Here is a 14,898-nt window from a genome sequence, read left to right as displayed (position 1 = left end):
CGCGTTAGCCGGTCACCAGACCCAGATAGATGTTGCAGGCCCGGCCAAGCTTGTTGGTCGGGGCGGGATAGTGGCGCAGCAGCGGCCGCGCGATAAAGGCGGGCAGGATCAGGGACTGCAACTGCTCAAGCCCCCGCACCAGATGCATGGCAACGGTCAGGTCTCCCTCCACCAGCAGCCGGTTTTCGCCAAATGCCTGATTGACCCCGAGCCGAAAACTCAGGGCGCGAAAGGCGATATTGGGATGCTTGAAGCGCACCCGTAGCGGATGGATGGTGGCATGAGGGGCGGCTGGCGCACCGGGATACCAGCGGCCACCCTGCTTGTGCATGTTCATGGCGTAGCCGATGCCGCCCACTTCGAGGCGGATTGCCAACCCGTCCGGCAACGGCGCCAATTCGCGGCGTACCGCCTCATCGGTGCGGGCGGCGCGGCAGAGTGTGCGACCCACCACCCAGAGCAGAGTGGTGATCCAGAGGCGGCGACCAAGGGCGGCTAGAGATTCAACGGTCGGAGTTGTCATAGGGGTTGGCTCCTGAGATGGCTGACCAGAAGAGGGCGAACGCACTGGCTTGCCAGTAGTCGTCCTCTCCCAGCTCCGGTTGATCGACAAACAGTGATGCGCAGGCGAGGAACTGGCCCTGACACACCTCCAGCAACAGTGGCGCGGGGGCCTGCATCAGCTCGCCGCTGGCCTGCCCCTTTGCCAGCAGGGCAGGCAGAAAGCGCAGGGCATCGTTCAGGATCTGGCTGCGGGCCGGTCTGGCCAGCAGCGGAGAGTGAAAGAAATCCAGCACAAATTTGAGCTCATTGGGGTTAGCCTGCATCCACTCCATCGCCAGCTGCCAGTAGTGGCGGGTCTGGTCGTACAGCGGCAGGGTGGGATCTGCTTCATGGATGGCGCTCCCCATCCGGGTCTTTACATCCTGATAGAGGGCGAGGATCAGCGCCTCCTTGCTCGGAAAGTGGTGGAACAGAGTACCGTTGGCTACCCCGGCCGCCTTGGCGATACGGGCGGTGGCAGCCCCCTGCAAGCCATCTTCGGCGCAGAGGGCGAGGGCGGCATCCAGGATCTGGCGGCGCTTGTCGGTCATGTTTTGTGGCTGCGGGATAGCCTGGTTCATGGTCATCTCCATCAGCGCAGGAAGAAGGCCATCATCAGCTTCTGGATCCAGCTGTGGTAGGGCGGATGGATCAGGGAGCCGGTGGTGAACTTGCCGCGGGTCAGCACGGTTTTCGCCTTGGAGAAGGTAAGAAACCCTTCGTGGCCGTGGTAGTGGCCCATGCCGGAGGCGCCGATGCCGCCAAACGGCACATCGTCGGCAGCCACCTGAAACAGGCTCTCGTTGATCGCCATGCCGCCGGAGTGGGTCTCCCGGGTCACCCGTGCCTGCAACTCGGGGTCGAAGCTCATCAGATAGAGGGCCAGCGGGCGGGGCCGCTCAGCCACATAGGCGAGCGCCTCCTCCAGGGTGTCGTAGGGGATGAGCGGCAGCAGCGGCCCGAAGATCTCCTGCTGCATCACCTGACACTGACCCGCCACCCCGGTCAGCAGGTGGGGCACCAGCAGGCGACGCTGATCATCGCGGGCCGGACTGCCACAGGGGTGGAGCTGGGCACCCGCCTGCTCGGCTTCATCCAGCCAGCTGACGAGACGTTGATACTGGCGGTCGTTGATGATGGCGCCGTAGTCAGCACTATTGAGCCCCTGCGGGTAGAGCTTGCTGAAGTGGCGGCGATAGGCGGCGATAAAGTTATCCACCTCGCTGCGGGGCAGCAGCACATAGTCGGGGGCGACGCAGATCTGTCCGGCGTTGAGGCTCTTGCCGAAGATCATCCGCTCGACCGCGGTGGCGACCGGCATGTCGGGGGCGATGAGACAGGGGCTCTTGCCACCCAGCTCAAGGGTGAGGGGGGTGAGCTGGGGCGCGGCGGCGGCCATCACCAGCTTGCCCACCATGGTGGAGCCGGTAAAGAGCAGGTGATCAAACGGCAGTGAGCTGAACGCCGCCGCCATCTGGGCATCCCCCTCGATGATGGCGATCTCGTTTTCGTCAAACACGCTGGTGAGCATGGTGCGCAGCACGGCATTGGTGTGGGGGGTGAACTCGGAGAGTTTCAGCATCGCCCGGTTGCCCGCCGCGATGGCGGTGATGAGGGGGCCAAGGCTCAGCATCACCGGAAAGTTCCACGGCACGATAATGCCGACCACCCCCAGTGGCTGGAAGTGCACCTCTACTTTGGCGGGTGCCAGCAGCAGGCCGGTGTGACGGCGGTGGGGCTGCATCCAGCGTTTGAGTCGCTTCTGGGTGTAGTTGATCTGCATGATGCAGGGCAGCACATCGGCAATCAGACTGTCGTAGTGGCTGCGCTGGCCATAATCTGCTGCCAGCGCCTTGCACAGCTGCCCCTTGTGGGCGAGCAACGCCTGTTTGAGTTTGGTCAGCTGTGCCCGGCGCTCGGCCAGGGTTGGCATGGGGTGAGCCAGACTCGCCCGCTTGAGCCGCGCCAGCTGATCCGGCAGGGACAATTTGATGGCGAGGATATCCTCAGGAGTGTGTTGAAGCTGCGCCGCACCCATGTTGTTCTCCGCATGAAAAATGACCGACTGATTAGTCGGTCTAAATCTAGCCGTTTGTTGCCGGAATGTAAAGCTGGCAAGCTGTCTGCCGTTCACCACGAGCTGGACGCAAGAGAGAACTGTGTGTCTCCCCACACTTTTGTGGTTTGCTCGTTGGTGACTTATCTAATAAGGGGTAGTTTTTGGCTATTAACCTACACGGAGAGAGCACTATGACCAGGGAACTGAACAGCTTGTTGGCCCGGCTTGAAGATGTGGTTGAGCGGATGCCGGATTGCTTCAACACCTACGAATTCGCCCAGAAGCTGGCACTGCAATATCAGCCGGAATTCTTTGCCGCGGGCCACTCTCTGGCCGAGCACGAGGGCAAGGTACTGCGGGTGCTGCACCAGAAGATCGCTGAGGCGCTGGCAGGCAGCGAGATGGTGATTGAAGGGGCTCTGCTCCCCTGCGTCACCCCCTGGGGGGAGAAGGCGACCTCACCGCGCTGGCATCGCAAGCACTGAGGGTCGTAGTCAGGCAGATCACTGCCAGATAGCAGATAACAGATAACAAACAACGATAAAGGGCGCGGCGCTGGCAACAGGGCTGCGCCGTTTTTTGTGCAGATTGTCGCCAGCCGTGTGTTGTTGCCGGGAGCAAAGGCCCGCTCTGTGATCCCATGCCGGGATACGAGACCGTCAGCCGGGTAGACTCTCCCTTTTGTCGCAGGGTTTGTCACCGTAGGAATTTCTCATGACCCATAAAATCATTCTGGATACTGATCCGGGTATCGACGATGCCATGGCCATCCTGTTTGCCGAGGCCCACCCCGCCATCGAGCTGCTCGCCATCACCACTGTTTTTGGTAACGCCACCATCGACAATGGCACCCGCAACGCCCTCTGGCTCAAGCAGAAGTACGGCATGAAGGCGGATGTGGCCAAAGGCGCTGCCGCCCCGCTGCTGCGCGAGCCGGTCGGCCCCACCACCATAGTCCACGGCCCGAGCGGCTTTGGCGACATGGAGGCGGGAGAGGTGACTATCGCTCCGGATCCCCGCCCCGCTTGGCAGTACATAGTCGAGGCAGTGAAAGCTGCGCCGGGGGAGATCACCCTGGTCACTATCGGCCCGCTCACCAATCTGGCGCTGGCGCTACAACAGGCCCCCGAGATTGTCTCGCTGGTGAAACAGGTAGTAGTGATGGGCGGCGCCTTTGGCGTCAACGGCCATCGTGGCAACGTCACCCCCTATGCCGAGGCCAATATCCACGACGATCCCGATGCCGCCGACCGGGTCTTTACCGCCGATTGGCCGGTAGTGATCATCGGGCTTGATGTGACTCAGCAGAGCTTCTTCAGCAGCGCCTATCTGGATGAGCTCAGGGACAAGGCGGGGGAGCCGGGCCGCTTCCTGTGGGATGTCAGCCGCTTCTACCTGCGCTTCTACTCCGAGAAGCTGGGGCTCTCCGGTTGCCATGTCCACGACCCGTCCGCCATCGCCTATGTGATTGATCCGACCCTCTTTACCCTGCGGGAAGGGCCGGTGCGGGTTATCACCAGCGGCCCGGCCATCGGCCACACCCTGCAAAAGTTCGATGGCAAACGCCACTCCCACGATGACTGGGCAGCCTATCGTCCGCAGCAGGTCGGGGTGGCGGTGCGCGATGAAGCCTTGCTGGCGCTCTATCGCGAGACGCTGGTGGGCTGGGGCAAGGATTGCTGAGCAAAGAGGCGCTATTACGTTGAGGCGGGGGCTGTGATCGGCGCCAAACAATCGGAACGCTCGGCCGCTTATACTGCCTGATATCAAGAGCTTGGGAGGGATGAAGATGGCCTGGATTTCCTTGATAGTGGCGATAGCCCTGATCTGGTGGTTGATGAAGCTGGGACGTGGCGCCCTGTTCGAGATCCGTCTTGCACCCGGCAAGGTAGTGGTCAAGCAGGGCAAGGTGTCACCCGCCTTTATTGAGCATGCCAAGCAGATCCTGCGCCACGACACGGTGCGCGGTCGCATTGTGGGGCAGCGTGATGGCGATGGCGTGAAGCTGATCTTCTCCCGATCCATCCCCGAGCCGGTGGCCCAGCGGTTTCGCAATATCTTCCCCTATGGCGATTACCGCCAGCCAACGGCGCCACTGCCGGGGCCAAAATCCCGCAAGGGATAAGCACCGGAACCTGGTTCATCAATAGCAAACGGGCCTCCAGTGGAGGCCCGTTTTCTTATGGCACTTGGTCAAGAGAGAGCTGACAGCCCTTACTCCTTGCCGTGCAGCTCGCGCTGGGTCTTGACCGCCGCCGCCTTGACGGCGGTGCCTTCATTGCCCCAGGAGGCGCGCAGGGTGTTGACCAGCTCGGCGAGCCGCTCGTCATCCATGGTCCAGCCATAACCCGGCATGTGGTAACCCAGATGGCCGTGGGTGACCGGTGTTTCGGCGCCGTGCAGCAGCACATTGATCAGGCTCGACGGATCGCTCGCCAGCACGGTGCGGTTGTTGACCAGCGAGGGGATGACGTGGTCATTGCCCTGGCCGTTGACCCCGTGACAGGTGGAGCAGTACATGGCGTAGTCCGCCTTGCCGCTGGCACTGGCGTAGGCACGGGCCCCTTTCTCCTCCACCGGTTCATCTTTCAGATCGGTCAGATAGGTGGCGATGCTGGCCAGATCGGCGTCGCTGAAATACTGGCTGCTGTGAGTGATCACTTCCCCCATGGGGCCCGCGACCGCTTCATGCTGGCTGCGGCCGGTTTTCAGCAGGTCGATCAGCGCCTGCTTGCTGTAACGGCTGTCGCGAATATCGGGGGCATACCAGCCATCCAGCGCAGCACCGCTCAGGTAGACGGGATCCGCCTCGGTCAGCGCTTTCTCCTGCATGCCGAGCCCGCGCGGGGTGTGGCAGCTGCCGCAGTGACCGGCACCCTGCACCAGATAGGCGCCGCGGTTCCACTCTTCGCTCTTGCCAGCCACAGGGGTGAAGCGGCTGTCATCGTGGTAGATCCAGTTCCAGCCCATCAGCGGCCAGCGCATGTTGAGGGGCCAGGGGATGTCGCTCTCCTTGTTGGCGATGGCCAGCGGCTGCACCTCCTTCATCAGATAGTGATAGAGATCTTCGAGATCCTTATCGCTCATCTTGGCGTAGGCGGTGTAGGGCATGGCCGGATAGAGGCGATGCCCATCGCGGGCCACCCCTTCGCGCATCACCTTGATGAACTCCGGCAGGCTGTAGTTGCCGATACCGTGGGTCTTGTCGGGGGTGATGTTGGTGGCAAATACGGTGCCGATGGGGGTCGGGAACCCTTTGCCGCCCGCCAGTGACTTGCTGGTTTCGCTGGTGTGACAGGCAGCGCAGTCGCCCAGCTTGGCCACGTACTCGCCTGCCGACATGGCGGGGGCTGCGTTGGCGGCAAGGGCGGGCAGGGCCAGCAGCAGGGCGCTGGCGGTCAGTGACAGGGCGCGGTTCATTGGGCACCTCCCTTGCTCATGGCTACCAGCTCGTTGACGGCGCGCCACGCTTCGTCGATGGCGGCGTGGGCGTAGGGGCTCCAGCCTGCATCCGAGTTGGCGATGGTGATGTTGCCGATCGGCTGGCGACCCAGTTCAATCCATTTTTCGCACTGCGCTTCGTCATCAAACAGGGTGTTGGTGACATAGGAGTAACCGTGAGACCAGCGGTTGACCGTGATGGCGAGGATATCCTGCTCATGGTTGAAACCGGCGCTGCCCAGCATCCCCTGCAGCTGTTCGCGGATCATCTGTTCATGCTGCTCGAACGGCATGCCGAGGATCATGGCGCGCCCCTTGCGGGACTGTTCGCGGGCCGACAGACCGCTGCCCGGCAGGGTCGGCACATAGACCATGTGCAGGCACATCGGCTGATCCGGGCTCTTGGGATGCTCGTAGCCACCCATGCTGACCGGATAGTCGAGCTTGACCCGGCTGTAGGGGGCGGCGGGGGAGTAGACCTCGTGTACCCCCAGCTTGACGAAGGCTTGCCAGTTCTTGATCACCACCTTGGTGTAGACCAGCGGCGCCTTGGCATTCTGGCGCAGCGCCTCCTTCTGGGGCTCCGGCATCTCGGGCACCATGTAGGGGATCATCATGTTGTAGCCCGCCATGATCGACTGCTTGGCCCGCACCCGATGCAGTTTCCCCTCCTTGATGTAGGTGACATCCACCGCCAGCTTGCCGTCGGCGAGGCGCACGTTTTTGGCCTGCAGCGCCGTGCTGCCAAGGCGCAACTGCACCTTGTGCTCCGGCAGGTCGAGCTTGCTGTAGTCAAACTTGGCCAGCACCACATCCTGCATGGTGTGACCCGGCGCCACCTGCGGAATGAGCTTGCGCACCATCAGGCGGGTGAGACCGGCGTTGCCATCGGGGAAGTGGAAGATGTAGGGATCGTCCAGCTCCGCCTGCTCCTCGGCATCCAGCGGTGTCAGATTGAGGCCGTCGAACCCCGGCAAGGCGCAGAGGCGCGCATCGGCGCAGGCGGTGGCGTCGATGCCGACCGCCTGGAAGTCGTTGGTGCGCTGCTGGAAGTAAGTGATCGCCCGCTCGCTGAGACCCACTTTATCGCGCAGGAAGGTGGTGTAGCTGTTGCGAGTCACCCACTCATCCTGCTGCTCGCGGGTCATGCCGCTCAGGTAGTCGATCTTCGATTCGTGCAGGGCCAACAGGGCGGCCTTGTCGGCATCATCGAGGGGGAAGTCACCGATAAACTCTGCCAGCGGACGACCGTTCAGGCGATCGCGCGGGATATCGTCCGCCACGTTGTGGCCCGGATCCCCGTTCACTATCTTGTTGACGCCAAAGTGCTTCTCGTCGAAATAGACGCCACGGCTCAGCCCCAGATCCGGATAGAAGGTCTGCTGGAAACCGGCGGCCAGCTCGTCGATGTTGACCTCCAGCGCCTTGAGCAGCCCGAGCGCCACCGGGCTGTAGACCGAACGCGGTGATTGCAGGGATTCGCTGCCGCCGTAACCCAGCCGCAGGCCATCGGGGGTGGTGAATTCGTTGCGCTTGGCGTGGCCGCCAAAGTCGTCGTGGTTGTCGAGTAGCAGGATCTTCTTATCTGCGCCGAGCAGTTGCTGATAGAAGCAGGCGGCGGCCAGACCGCTGATCCCGGCGCCGACGATCACCAGATCGTACTCCCCCTCAAGGGGAATATTGGCAAAGTCATACTGCTTGCCGTCACGGGCGATGCTGTGGGCCGGTTCGAAGGAGCCCGGGTGGTTACCGCGCAGGCCGGTGAGGGCGGGCGGGTAGGCCAAGGTTTTATCCGCCAGCGTGCTGCCGCCTTCGGCAGCCTTGAGCAGATTGATGGGGGCGACGCCTGCCGCAATGGTGATGGCAACGCCGTTGAGAAAATCTCTGCGTGTAATACTCATGGCTATCCCTGTGTTAGGAGAAGTAATGAATAAGTGGATTCATTATGGGAGGGAGACACAGATCCTGTTCAGGATTGGGCGCCGAATCTACCGCTATCCTCACGCTGAGTCCATACGATTGCTAATGGATTATTAAGCACCATTTTCCTGCTTGTGACGAGAGTGATGCGCTGATGGGGGTGATTTGCCCTGTTGCAGGGCAAATTATCTTCCGGCTCGGTCGGTCAATGATTGCCGCAGCTGATTAGTTTGGGAGGCGTTCGGGCATCATTGTCGACTCGGGGGGATGATCGCGCTAAGCTCTTAACTACTTGTTTTATCGACTCTCTTTTTATTCATAGGCATAAAGGCCACTCAGGAGGCGTAATGAACTGGTACATCTCGGTCCTCAAGCAGTATGCGGTATTCAGTGGACGGGCCCGTCGCACCGAATACTGGATGTTCGTGCTGTGCAACGTCATCGTTATGCTGCTGCTCGGCATGGTGGACAAGCTGATTGGCGGTGACAATGAGCTGATCAGCTCCATCTATTCGCTGGCGGTGCTGCTGCCCTCGCTGGCGGTAGCGGCCCGTCGCCTGCACGATACCGACCGCAGCGCTTGGTGGCTGCTGCTCGGGCTTATCCCAATCATCGGTACCCTGGTGCTTATCTACTTTATGGTTTGCAACGGTCAGCAGGGGCCAAACCGCTTCGGTGACGATCCCAAAGCGGCCCCCTCACAGGGCTTTATCGTCAGCTAACGGGCGCGGCTCAGCCAATAATCGGCCAATAAAAAGAGAGGGAGGCGTGATGCCTCCCTCTCTTTTTCGTGTTGATGGCCTATCAACGCTCGATCAGCGGGGCGGAGCGGTAGCTCCACATGCCGTAGGTGCGCAGGGCGTCGCGGTAGATGCCGAGCAGCTCACTCTCGCTCGGGGTGGCCAGCTCCTCGAGGGGCTTGTCGGGGTAGCTGACGCTCGCCACCTTGATGTTGGCCGGGCCAATCTGGTCGCAGGCGATTTCCAGCACCGTCTGGCCGCGGCGTACATGGCTGGCGGAGCTTACCAGCACCGCATAGTCAATCTGGTGGCGGGCGAGGGCATAGGCGCTGTAGAGGGCGTTATCCACCGTGCTAGTGGCGTAGTTCTCTTCAATCAGGCGGCTGCGGTCGATGCCGTGGTTGGCCAGCCAGTCAGCCATCAGCTTGCCCTCGGTCTGGCGGTTCTGGGGCACGCCGCCGGTCAGGATGATCAGCGCTTCCGGGTCGGCTTTGGCCAGCTCAAGGGTGGTTTGCAGACGGCCCAGCAGGATCTTGTCCATGCTGCCGTCGGGATTGAGGGCGTAGCCCAGGGTGACGATGGCGCGTTTGCCCTCCCTGCTGGCCTTGACCTGATCCTCGGTCAGTTTGGTCTGCAGCGGGGCGGCGGTGATCCGCTGCACCCGGGCGATGATCTCCTCCAGATCGGCGGCGCGGCCACTGTTGCGATCCGCCACTTTCGCCAGATAGCTGCGGGAAGCCTCCTTGTTGCCCTTCACCAGCTGCCAGATGGCGAGATAGCTGTTGATGTCGAGATCATCGGGGGCGACGGCCTGCGCCTGCTCCAGCAAGGTGATGGCGCGGCTCAGGTTGCCGTTGTAGATCTGGGCGTTGGCCGCCGAGATGAGCAGGTCGGTGCGGTAGGGTTCCAGCTGGTAGGCGGCCAGCAGCCGCTCGGTCACCAGCTCCATATTGCTCGGCATCTTGGCGGTAAAACCGGCGTGGGAGATCTTGGCTGGCGACTTGTAGATCTGCAGCGCTTCGCCGAGCAGCATGTCCACCGCCTGGCGTTTGCTGACCAGGGTATTGAGGTCGTGCTCCATCTGCATCGAACTCTCGGCCGCTTGCAGGGTGAGGGGCGAGAGCGCCAGCAGGCCGCCGAGGGTGAGGGCAAGAAGGGTCTGTTTCATCAAAAGGTCCTCTGTCGGGCTGAATCGCGCCGTGGCGCAGCGGTTTGCGGGCCGATGCGACGAGGCAAATGTGCGTCAATTCAGTCTGTTAGTGCCAAAGAGGGGGCAATATACCAGTTAACGGTGCGGCAAACTGTGAGTCGGGGCGAGTCGTCGGGTGATGCCACACCTGTGGCCGCAAAAGTGGCCGCAACGGATCAGCTGCCATCTGAAAAGGGCAGGGGGAGCGTGACTCCCCCTGCTGGGAGGGGCGTTGGCCCCTCCCTCTATCGCGATGCAAGAGAGCTGGGGTGTCAATCCATCTGCTGGCGAGTGCTCGCGGTCAGTTCCACATCGGGGAGATGCGGGCTTCCAGCGTCTCTTGCTGCTCTTCGGGCATATCGCTGAAGAAGTTGAGCTGGGTCTGCTCTTCCACCTCGCGTACCGAGACCCGGTAGTCGGCGATCTGGCTGATGGGCACCTCTTCCTGCGGCATGATAAAGGCGATGGCCTGCAGTCTGGCCGGGTCCATCACGATCTTGTAGTAGGCGCTCGGGATCGCCACACCCTGACCGATGGACTCTTCAGAGCCGGTAAAGATGGGGCCGGTGATCACCTGCACATCCTTGCGGGAGACCGCCCACTTGTTCACCTTGTCCTCCAGCACGCGCCACGCCTTCTGGTTGAGCACCCCGATCTGCGGCGTCATGTTGCTCAGCAGGAAGCTCTCTTTCATGGTGTTCTTGTTCGATTTCATGTCCCCCGCCGGGGCCTGATGGCCACGGTCGTAGCCCGAGCCCTTGTAGTCGGAGAGGGTGGCGCGGTAGGCGACCGGGATCTCCCTGTCCTCGGCGAAGGCATCCTTGCGCGACACTGTGCCCTGTGCGCTCTGGGCGGTCATCCGGTAGGAGACCCAGTCCGCCACCTTGTAGTCGTAGTTGTAGCCGACCGCATACCCTTCACGGCAGAGCTTCTGATCCGATTCGGAGGGGAGGCCAAAGCGCACGTGCTGGCCGCATTCCCAGTGGGCGGCCAGCAAGGGGGTGGCAGTGAGGGTGAGGGTAACAGCCAGAACCAATTTATTGATTTTTATCATTTTTGTGATGCTCCAGTTTAGTAGGCGGAGCCATTTGACATGAGAGCTGACCAGCGCTTCAATTGCTGTTTTTTTACACGTCACCGTTCTGTGACGGCTCGCCAAGATCCGTGATGTGACTGGTTAATATGTTTTAAATCAGTGGCTTGGTCGGTGGGATGATATGCGGTTGCTCGGCAGACAACGAAAAGGGGCCCGCGATGGGCCCCTTGTGATGAGCTGTCTGACTGCTATCAGGCGGCGTTTGCCTTATTGCCCAGCGTGCGGGCCAGCAGTGCTTCCGGATTGTGAATCGCCTCCTTGGTCTTCACATCGATGACCTCGATATTGGTGAAGCGCTCGCGGTTCTTGATAGCCACGTCGTGGGCGAAGATGACGCAGCGGGCGTTTGCGACATCCTTGGCGGTAATGCGGTTGATGATGCCGTTGGCGCCCTGGGTCTCGACCTTGATCTTGATCCCCTGCTTGGCGGCAGCCTTCTGTAGGCTCTTGGCGGCGAGGAAGGTGTGGGCCACGCCAGACGGGCAAGCAGTGATGGCCAGAACGTCTGCTTCTCCTTCCGCTTCAATGATCTCGAAGCTGGTTTGGGTGGTGGTCACGTCATCTTCTTCGCTCACTGGCTTCTTCAGCAGGTTGACGATGATGGCGGTGGTCAGTGCGCCGAGGATGGTACCCAGGATGTAGCCCATCTTGCCTTCAACAACCGGCAGGACAATCCAGCCACCCCAGGGGGCGTGGTTGATACTGTGCATCATAAAGCCGGTGATGTTGCCGACGATGCCGCCTGCGACGATGGCCGGGATAACGCGCATGGGGTCAGCAGCGGCAAACGGGATGGCACCTTCACTGATACCGATCATGCCCATGATGGCGGCCGCTTTACCGGATTCACGCTCCTCTTTCTTGTAACGCTTCGGAGACATGAAGGTCGCCAGCGCCATACCCAGCGGCGGTACACAGATGGCGATACCGACGCCGCCCATCAGCCAGGGCTGGGTGTTGACCTGAGTCTGGGCAAACAGGGTTGCAACCTTGTTGACCGGGCCGCCCATATCGAAGGCAGTCATACCACCCAGAATGGCACCCAGCATCACTTTACCTGAGCCCGCCATGCTGGAGAGCCAGTGGTTCATCCCTTCCATCATGGCGGCGATCGGGGCACCGATCCCCCACATCACGATGCCACACACCAGGAAGGTACCGATCAGCGGATAGATGAAGATGGAACCGAGGGAGGTCATGGAGTCAGGCAGCTTGATCCGTTTGAGCTGATTGACCACGAAACCTGCGATAAAGCCCACCAGAATGGCACCAAGGAAACCGGTTTGATAGTGCTGAACGGCAATCCAGGAGCCGATCATGCCCGGGGCCAGGCCCGGCTTGTCAGCCAGCGAGTAGGCGATGTAGCCACCCAGTACAGCGGTAAACAGGGTCAGACCGGCGATACCCATGGTGGCCATGTCTTTAAGGAAGCCCGCTTCCGGCACGGCGCCCTTGCCGCTCATCATCACCGACAGTGACAGCAGCACACCGCCTGCCACGATGAAGGGGATCATGTGGGAGGTACCAAACAGCAGGTGCTGCTTCATGGTATTGAGGCGATCCTTGAAGGGGCGCTCTTCAGGGGCCGCCGGGGCAGTGGCTGCCGGTTTGGCGGCTGGCGCCGGTTTTTCCGCTTTCGGGCCTTGCTTGAGCAGAGTCAGGGCTTGCTCGACGGTAGTGGCCGCCTTCATCTGCTCGATAAAACCGGGTTCCAGCAGACGGGTAGAGAGCTCCGCCAGCACTTCGATGTGGTGGTTGGCACCGCCATCCGGGGAGGCGATCATGAAGATCAGCTGGGTCGGTTTGCCATCTTCGGCGCCGTACTCGATACCTTGGCGGCTGACACCGATGGCAATGGCCGGACGACTGACCGCCTTGCTCTTGGCGTGGGGCAGGGCGACACCCTGCTCGAAGCCGGTGCAGTCCAGCTGCTCGCGGGCCCAGATATCCTTGACGAATTGCTGTTGATCAGACACGGCGCCATCGCGCGCCAGCATCTGTGCCATCTCGTCGAACAGGGCCTCCTTGCTGGTGGCCTTCAACTCCAGGCAGATGAGTCTGCCGTTGGTCATGGTGGGTAACATATTACTCTCCTGGCTCCGTTGCCGAGCCGCATGATGGGGGGAACAATTGACCTGGATATTGTTCTCCCATTGGCGCGGTGCCGAAATCGGACAAATGTGCCGTTTACTGGATTTTTGTGCTGGCAAGAATGAGCTGTGACTCTCATCTCGTTTTGGCGTGATGATTGAATTCGATGTGAATGTAAATTTAATCATTTAATATCAAATGCTTATTTTGTTTTTGTTCGTGCGAAATCTTATCTGGGTGTCCAGGTCGATGATGAATTTGCTGTGATGGAATGGATATTTGTGTGATTAGTTATGGCGCAATAGTGTGAGCTGGTTGGCAAATAGCAGGCGCCTCAAGTGATTTTATTGTCATTAATTGGGAGGGAGATAACTCTGTGAGTCTGGTCAACCGTGTTGTGAAGCGATGAAAGGGGATGGATGGGGATAAAAAACAAGGGCCATCATTGATGGCCCTTGGGCATATTCGGGGGGGGGGGGGCATCGCTCGGGATGTGCTCGTTAGCAGCGGTTGCCGGCGCGGGCGACCCGCCCTTCGGCCAGCAGCTGGTAGCTGCCGGTGGTGGCCGGGATAAAGGCGGACTTGCCCTTCTCGAGACGCAGCGTCTCATCGCCGCGCTTGAGGAGCACGGTTGCATCGATGGCAAACAGGATCTCGGCGCTGGCGGTGGTGAGCTGGTGCTCGCCTGCCGGGTAGATGCTGAAAGTGAAGTCAGGTACCGGCACGTCGAAGTGCTGTACCGCACCATCACAGCGGGGGGACAGCAGGATCTGGTCGTCCGGCTTGGGCAAGCAGCGGGTGCAATCCAAAAGCTCTGCCACATCGATGTATTTGGGGGTGAGGCCGGCGCGCAGCACGTTGTCCGAGTTGGCCATGATCTCGAGACCCGTGCCGCGCACATAGGCGTGCGGGGTACAGGCATCGAGGAACATCGCCTGACCGGGCTCAAGCGTCACCACGTTGAGCAGCAGCGGCGAGAATAGGCCCACATCTCCCGGGTACTGGGCCGCCAGACTGGTGATGAGGGCAAACGTCTCCTCATCCTGATGGGCGGCGGCATAGGTTAGCAGCCCTGCCAACGCCTCCTCCTTGCGTGCCCCTTCCAGTACCAGCAGCTGGTGGAAGAAGTGCTGCAGGCCCGCTTCATTCTGGCTGGCGGCAAGGGCTGCAGTCAGATCGGCGATGGCCGCCAGATTGACCCGCTCGAACAGTGCCAGAATGGCGGGAATGGCGCGAAAGCCGTTCATCGCCTGATAGGGGGTGAGGGCAAAAACCAGCTCCGGCTTATGGTTCGGGTCCTTGTAGTTGCGATTGCTCGCCTTGATATCGATGCCTGCGGCCTCCTCTTTGGCAAAGCCCGCTTCAGCCTGAGCCTTGCTCGGGTGCACCTGAATGGAGAGAGCCTTCTCGGCACACAACACCTTGAACAGGAACGGCAGGCTGCCAAAACGGGCGAAGGTGGCCTCACCCAGCGCGGCGGCCGGAGCCCTGTCGATCACCGAAGAGAGCTTTTGCACACTGCCCGCCAGCGTCACCTCGGAGCAGCCGTTGGGGTGGGCGCCCATCCACAGCTCGGCCTGGGGTTTGCCTTGCGGGTTGGGAATGCCAAACAGGGTGGTGAGGGAGTCATGACTGCCCCAGTCATAGCCTTGAATCGGGTTTTGCATCAACAGAAAGGAGGGCAGATCGCTACTGCTCATAAGGGACGCCTCGTCTAGTTTGAAGAAAATCGGGTGCAGAAAAGGGTGGCATTACTGCTGTGGACCGGACTATAACATGAGCGGTCGCGCGCGCCGCAACCGCTTGCCTCTCTCTTGAT

General features: G+C 61.0%; 13 protein-coding genes. 4 read left to right on the top strand and 9 right to left on the bottom strand.

The features are described from left to right. Positions 1-4: 4 nt before the first annotated feature. From AB5Y90_RS03270 to AB5Y90_RS03260, 3 genes are read right to left on the bottom strand one after another with little or no spacing between them, the layout of a single operon-like run. On the bottom strand, positions 5-523 hold the full coding sequence (locus tag AB5Y90_RS03270) for a hypothetical protein (protein ID WP_021230683.1): 519 nt from the start codon (positions 521-523) through the stop codon (positions 5-7). Continuing rightward, positions 504-1,124, bottom strand: coding sequence for a TetR/AcrR family transcriptional regulator (locus tag AB5Y90_RS03265; protein WP_307896494.1), 621 nt, complete (start codon positions 1,122-1,124; stop codon positions 504-506). The genes AB5Y90_RS03270 and AB5Y90_RS03265 overlap by 20 nt, the downstream gene beginning before the upstream one ends. An 11-nt stretch (positions 1,125-1,135) precedes the next feature. After that, positions 1,136-2,581, bottom strand: coding sequence for a coniferyl aldehyde dehydrogenase (locus AB5Y90_RS03260; RefSeq protein WP_307896495.1), 1,446 nt, complete (start codon positions 2,579-2,581; stop codon positions 1,136-1,138). A gap of 212 nt (positions 2,582-2,793) precedes the next feature. Between AB5Y90_RS03260 and AB5Y90_RS03255 the strand changes: the two genes are divergently transcribed. From AB5Y90_RS03255 to AB5Y90_RS03245, 3 genes are all read left to right on the top strand, one after another. Continuing rightward, positions 2,794-3,087, top strand: a complete 294-nt coding sequence (locus AB5Y90_RS03255) for a hypothetical protein (protein WP_005353197.1) — start codon at positions 2,794-2,796, stop codon at positions 3,085-3,087. A gap of 229 nt (positions 3,088-3,316) precedes the next feature. Then, entirely contained in the window at positions 3,317-4,285 is a 969-nt protein-coding gene (locus tag AB5Y90_RS03250) for a nucleoside hydrolase (protein WP_005337734.1), read from the top strand. A 106-nt stretch (positions 4,286-4,391) separates the two neighbouring features. Then, complete coding sequence (locus tag AB5Y90_RS03245) at positions 4,392-4,727, top strand: DUF3634 family protein (RefSeq protein ID WP_005353195.1); 336 nt, start codon at positions 4,392-4,394, stop codon at positions 4,725-4,727. A gap of 89 nt (positions 4,728-4,816) precedes the next feature. Here AB5Y90_RS03245 and AB5Y90_RS03240 read toward each other — a convergent pair whose 3' ends face one another. Further along, positions 4,817-6,022 carry a cytochrome c gene (locus AB5Y90_RS03240; protein WP_368166555.1) on the bottom strand — a complete coding sequence of 402 codons (1,206 nt, stop codon included), beginning with the start codon at positions 6,020-6,022 and terminating at the stop codon, positions 4,817-4,819. Beyond that, entirely contained in the window at positions 6,019-7,944 is a 1,926-nt protein-coding gene (locus AB5Y90_RS03235) for an FAD/NAD(P)-binding protein (RefSeq protein WP_043821315.1), read from the bottom strand. Before AB5Y90_RS03235 ends, AB5Y90_RS03240 begins: the two co-directional genes overlap by 4 nt. Positions 7,945-8,310: 366 nt before the next feature. On the opposite strand from AB5Y90_RS03235, the gene AB5Y90_RS03230 reads away from it, so the two are divergent. Then, positions 8,311-8,685: a DUF805 domain-containing protein gene (locus AB5Y90_RS03230; protein WP_005337730.1), complete on the top strand. Its 375-nt coding sequence runs from the start codon at positions 8,311-8,313 to the stop codon at positions 8,683-8,685. A gap of 82 nt (positions 8,686-8,767) precedes the next feature. Here AB5Y90_RS03230 and AB5Y90_RS03225 read toward each other — a convergent pair whose 3' ends face one another. The 4 genes from AB5Y90_RS03225 to manA form a co-directional block, all read right to left on the bottom strand. Then, positions 8,768-9,871 (bottom strand): YdcF family protein, encoded by a 1,104-nt coding sequence (locus tag AB5Y90_RS03225; RefSeq protein WP_219594487.1) that lies wholly within the window; start codon positions 9,869-9,871, stop codon positions 8,768-8,770. Positions 9,872-10,193: 322 nt separating this feature from the next. Beyond that, entirely contained in the window at positions 10,194-10,946 is a 753-nt protein-coding gene (locus tag AB5Y90_RS03220; RefSeq protein ID WP_368166554.1) for a DNA/RNA non-specific endonuclease, read from the bottom strand. 233 nt (positions 10,947-11,179) lie between these two features. Continuing rightward, positions 11,180-13,072, bottom strand: a complete 1,893-nt coding sequence (locus AB5Y90_RS03215; protein WP_307896498.1) for a PTS fructose transporter subunit EIIC — start codon at positions 13,070-13,072, stop codon at positions 11,180-11,182. Positions 13,073-13,579: 507 nt separating this feature from the next. Beyond that, complete coding sequence (gene manA / locus AB5Y90_RS03210) at positions 13,580-14,779, bottom strand: mannose-6-phosphate isomerase, class I (RefSeq protein ID WP_368166553.1); 1,200 nt, start codon at positions 14,777-14,779, stop codon at positions 13,580-13,582. Positions 14,780-14,898 lie beyond the last annotated feature (119 nt).

It is taken from the genome of Aeromonas sp. R4-1, from assembly GCF_040908325.1.
Classification (GTDB): domain Bacteria; phylum Pseudomonadota; class Gammaproteobacteria; order Enterobacterales; family Aeromonadaceae; genus Aeromonas; species Aeromonas veronii.
This window is presented reverse-complemented; position numbering and strand designations above follow the sequence as displayed.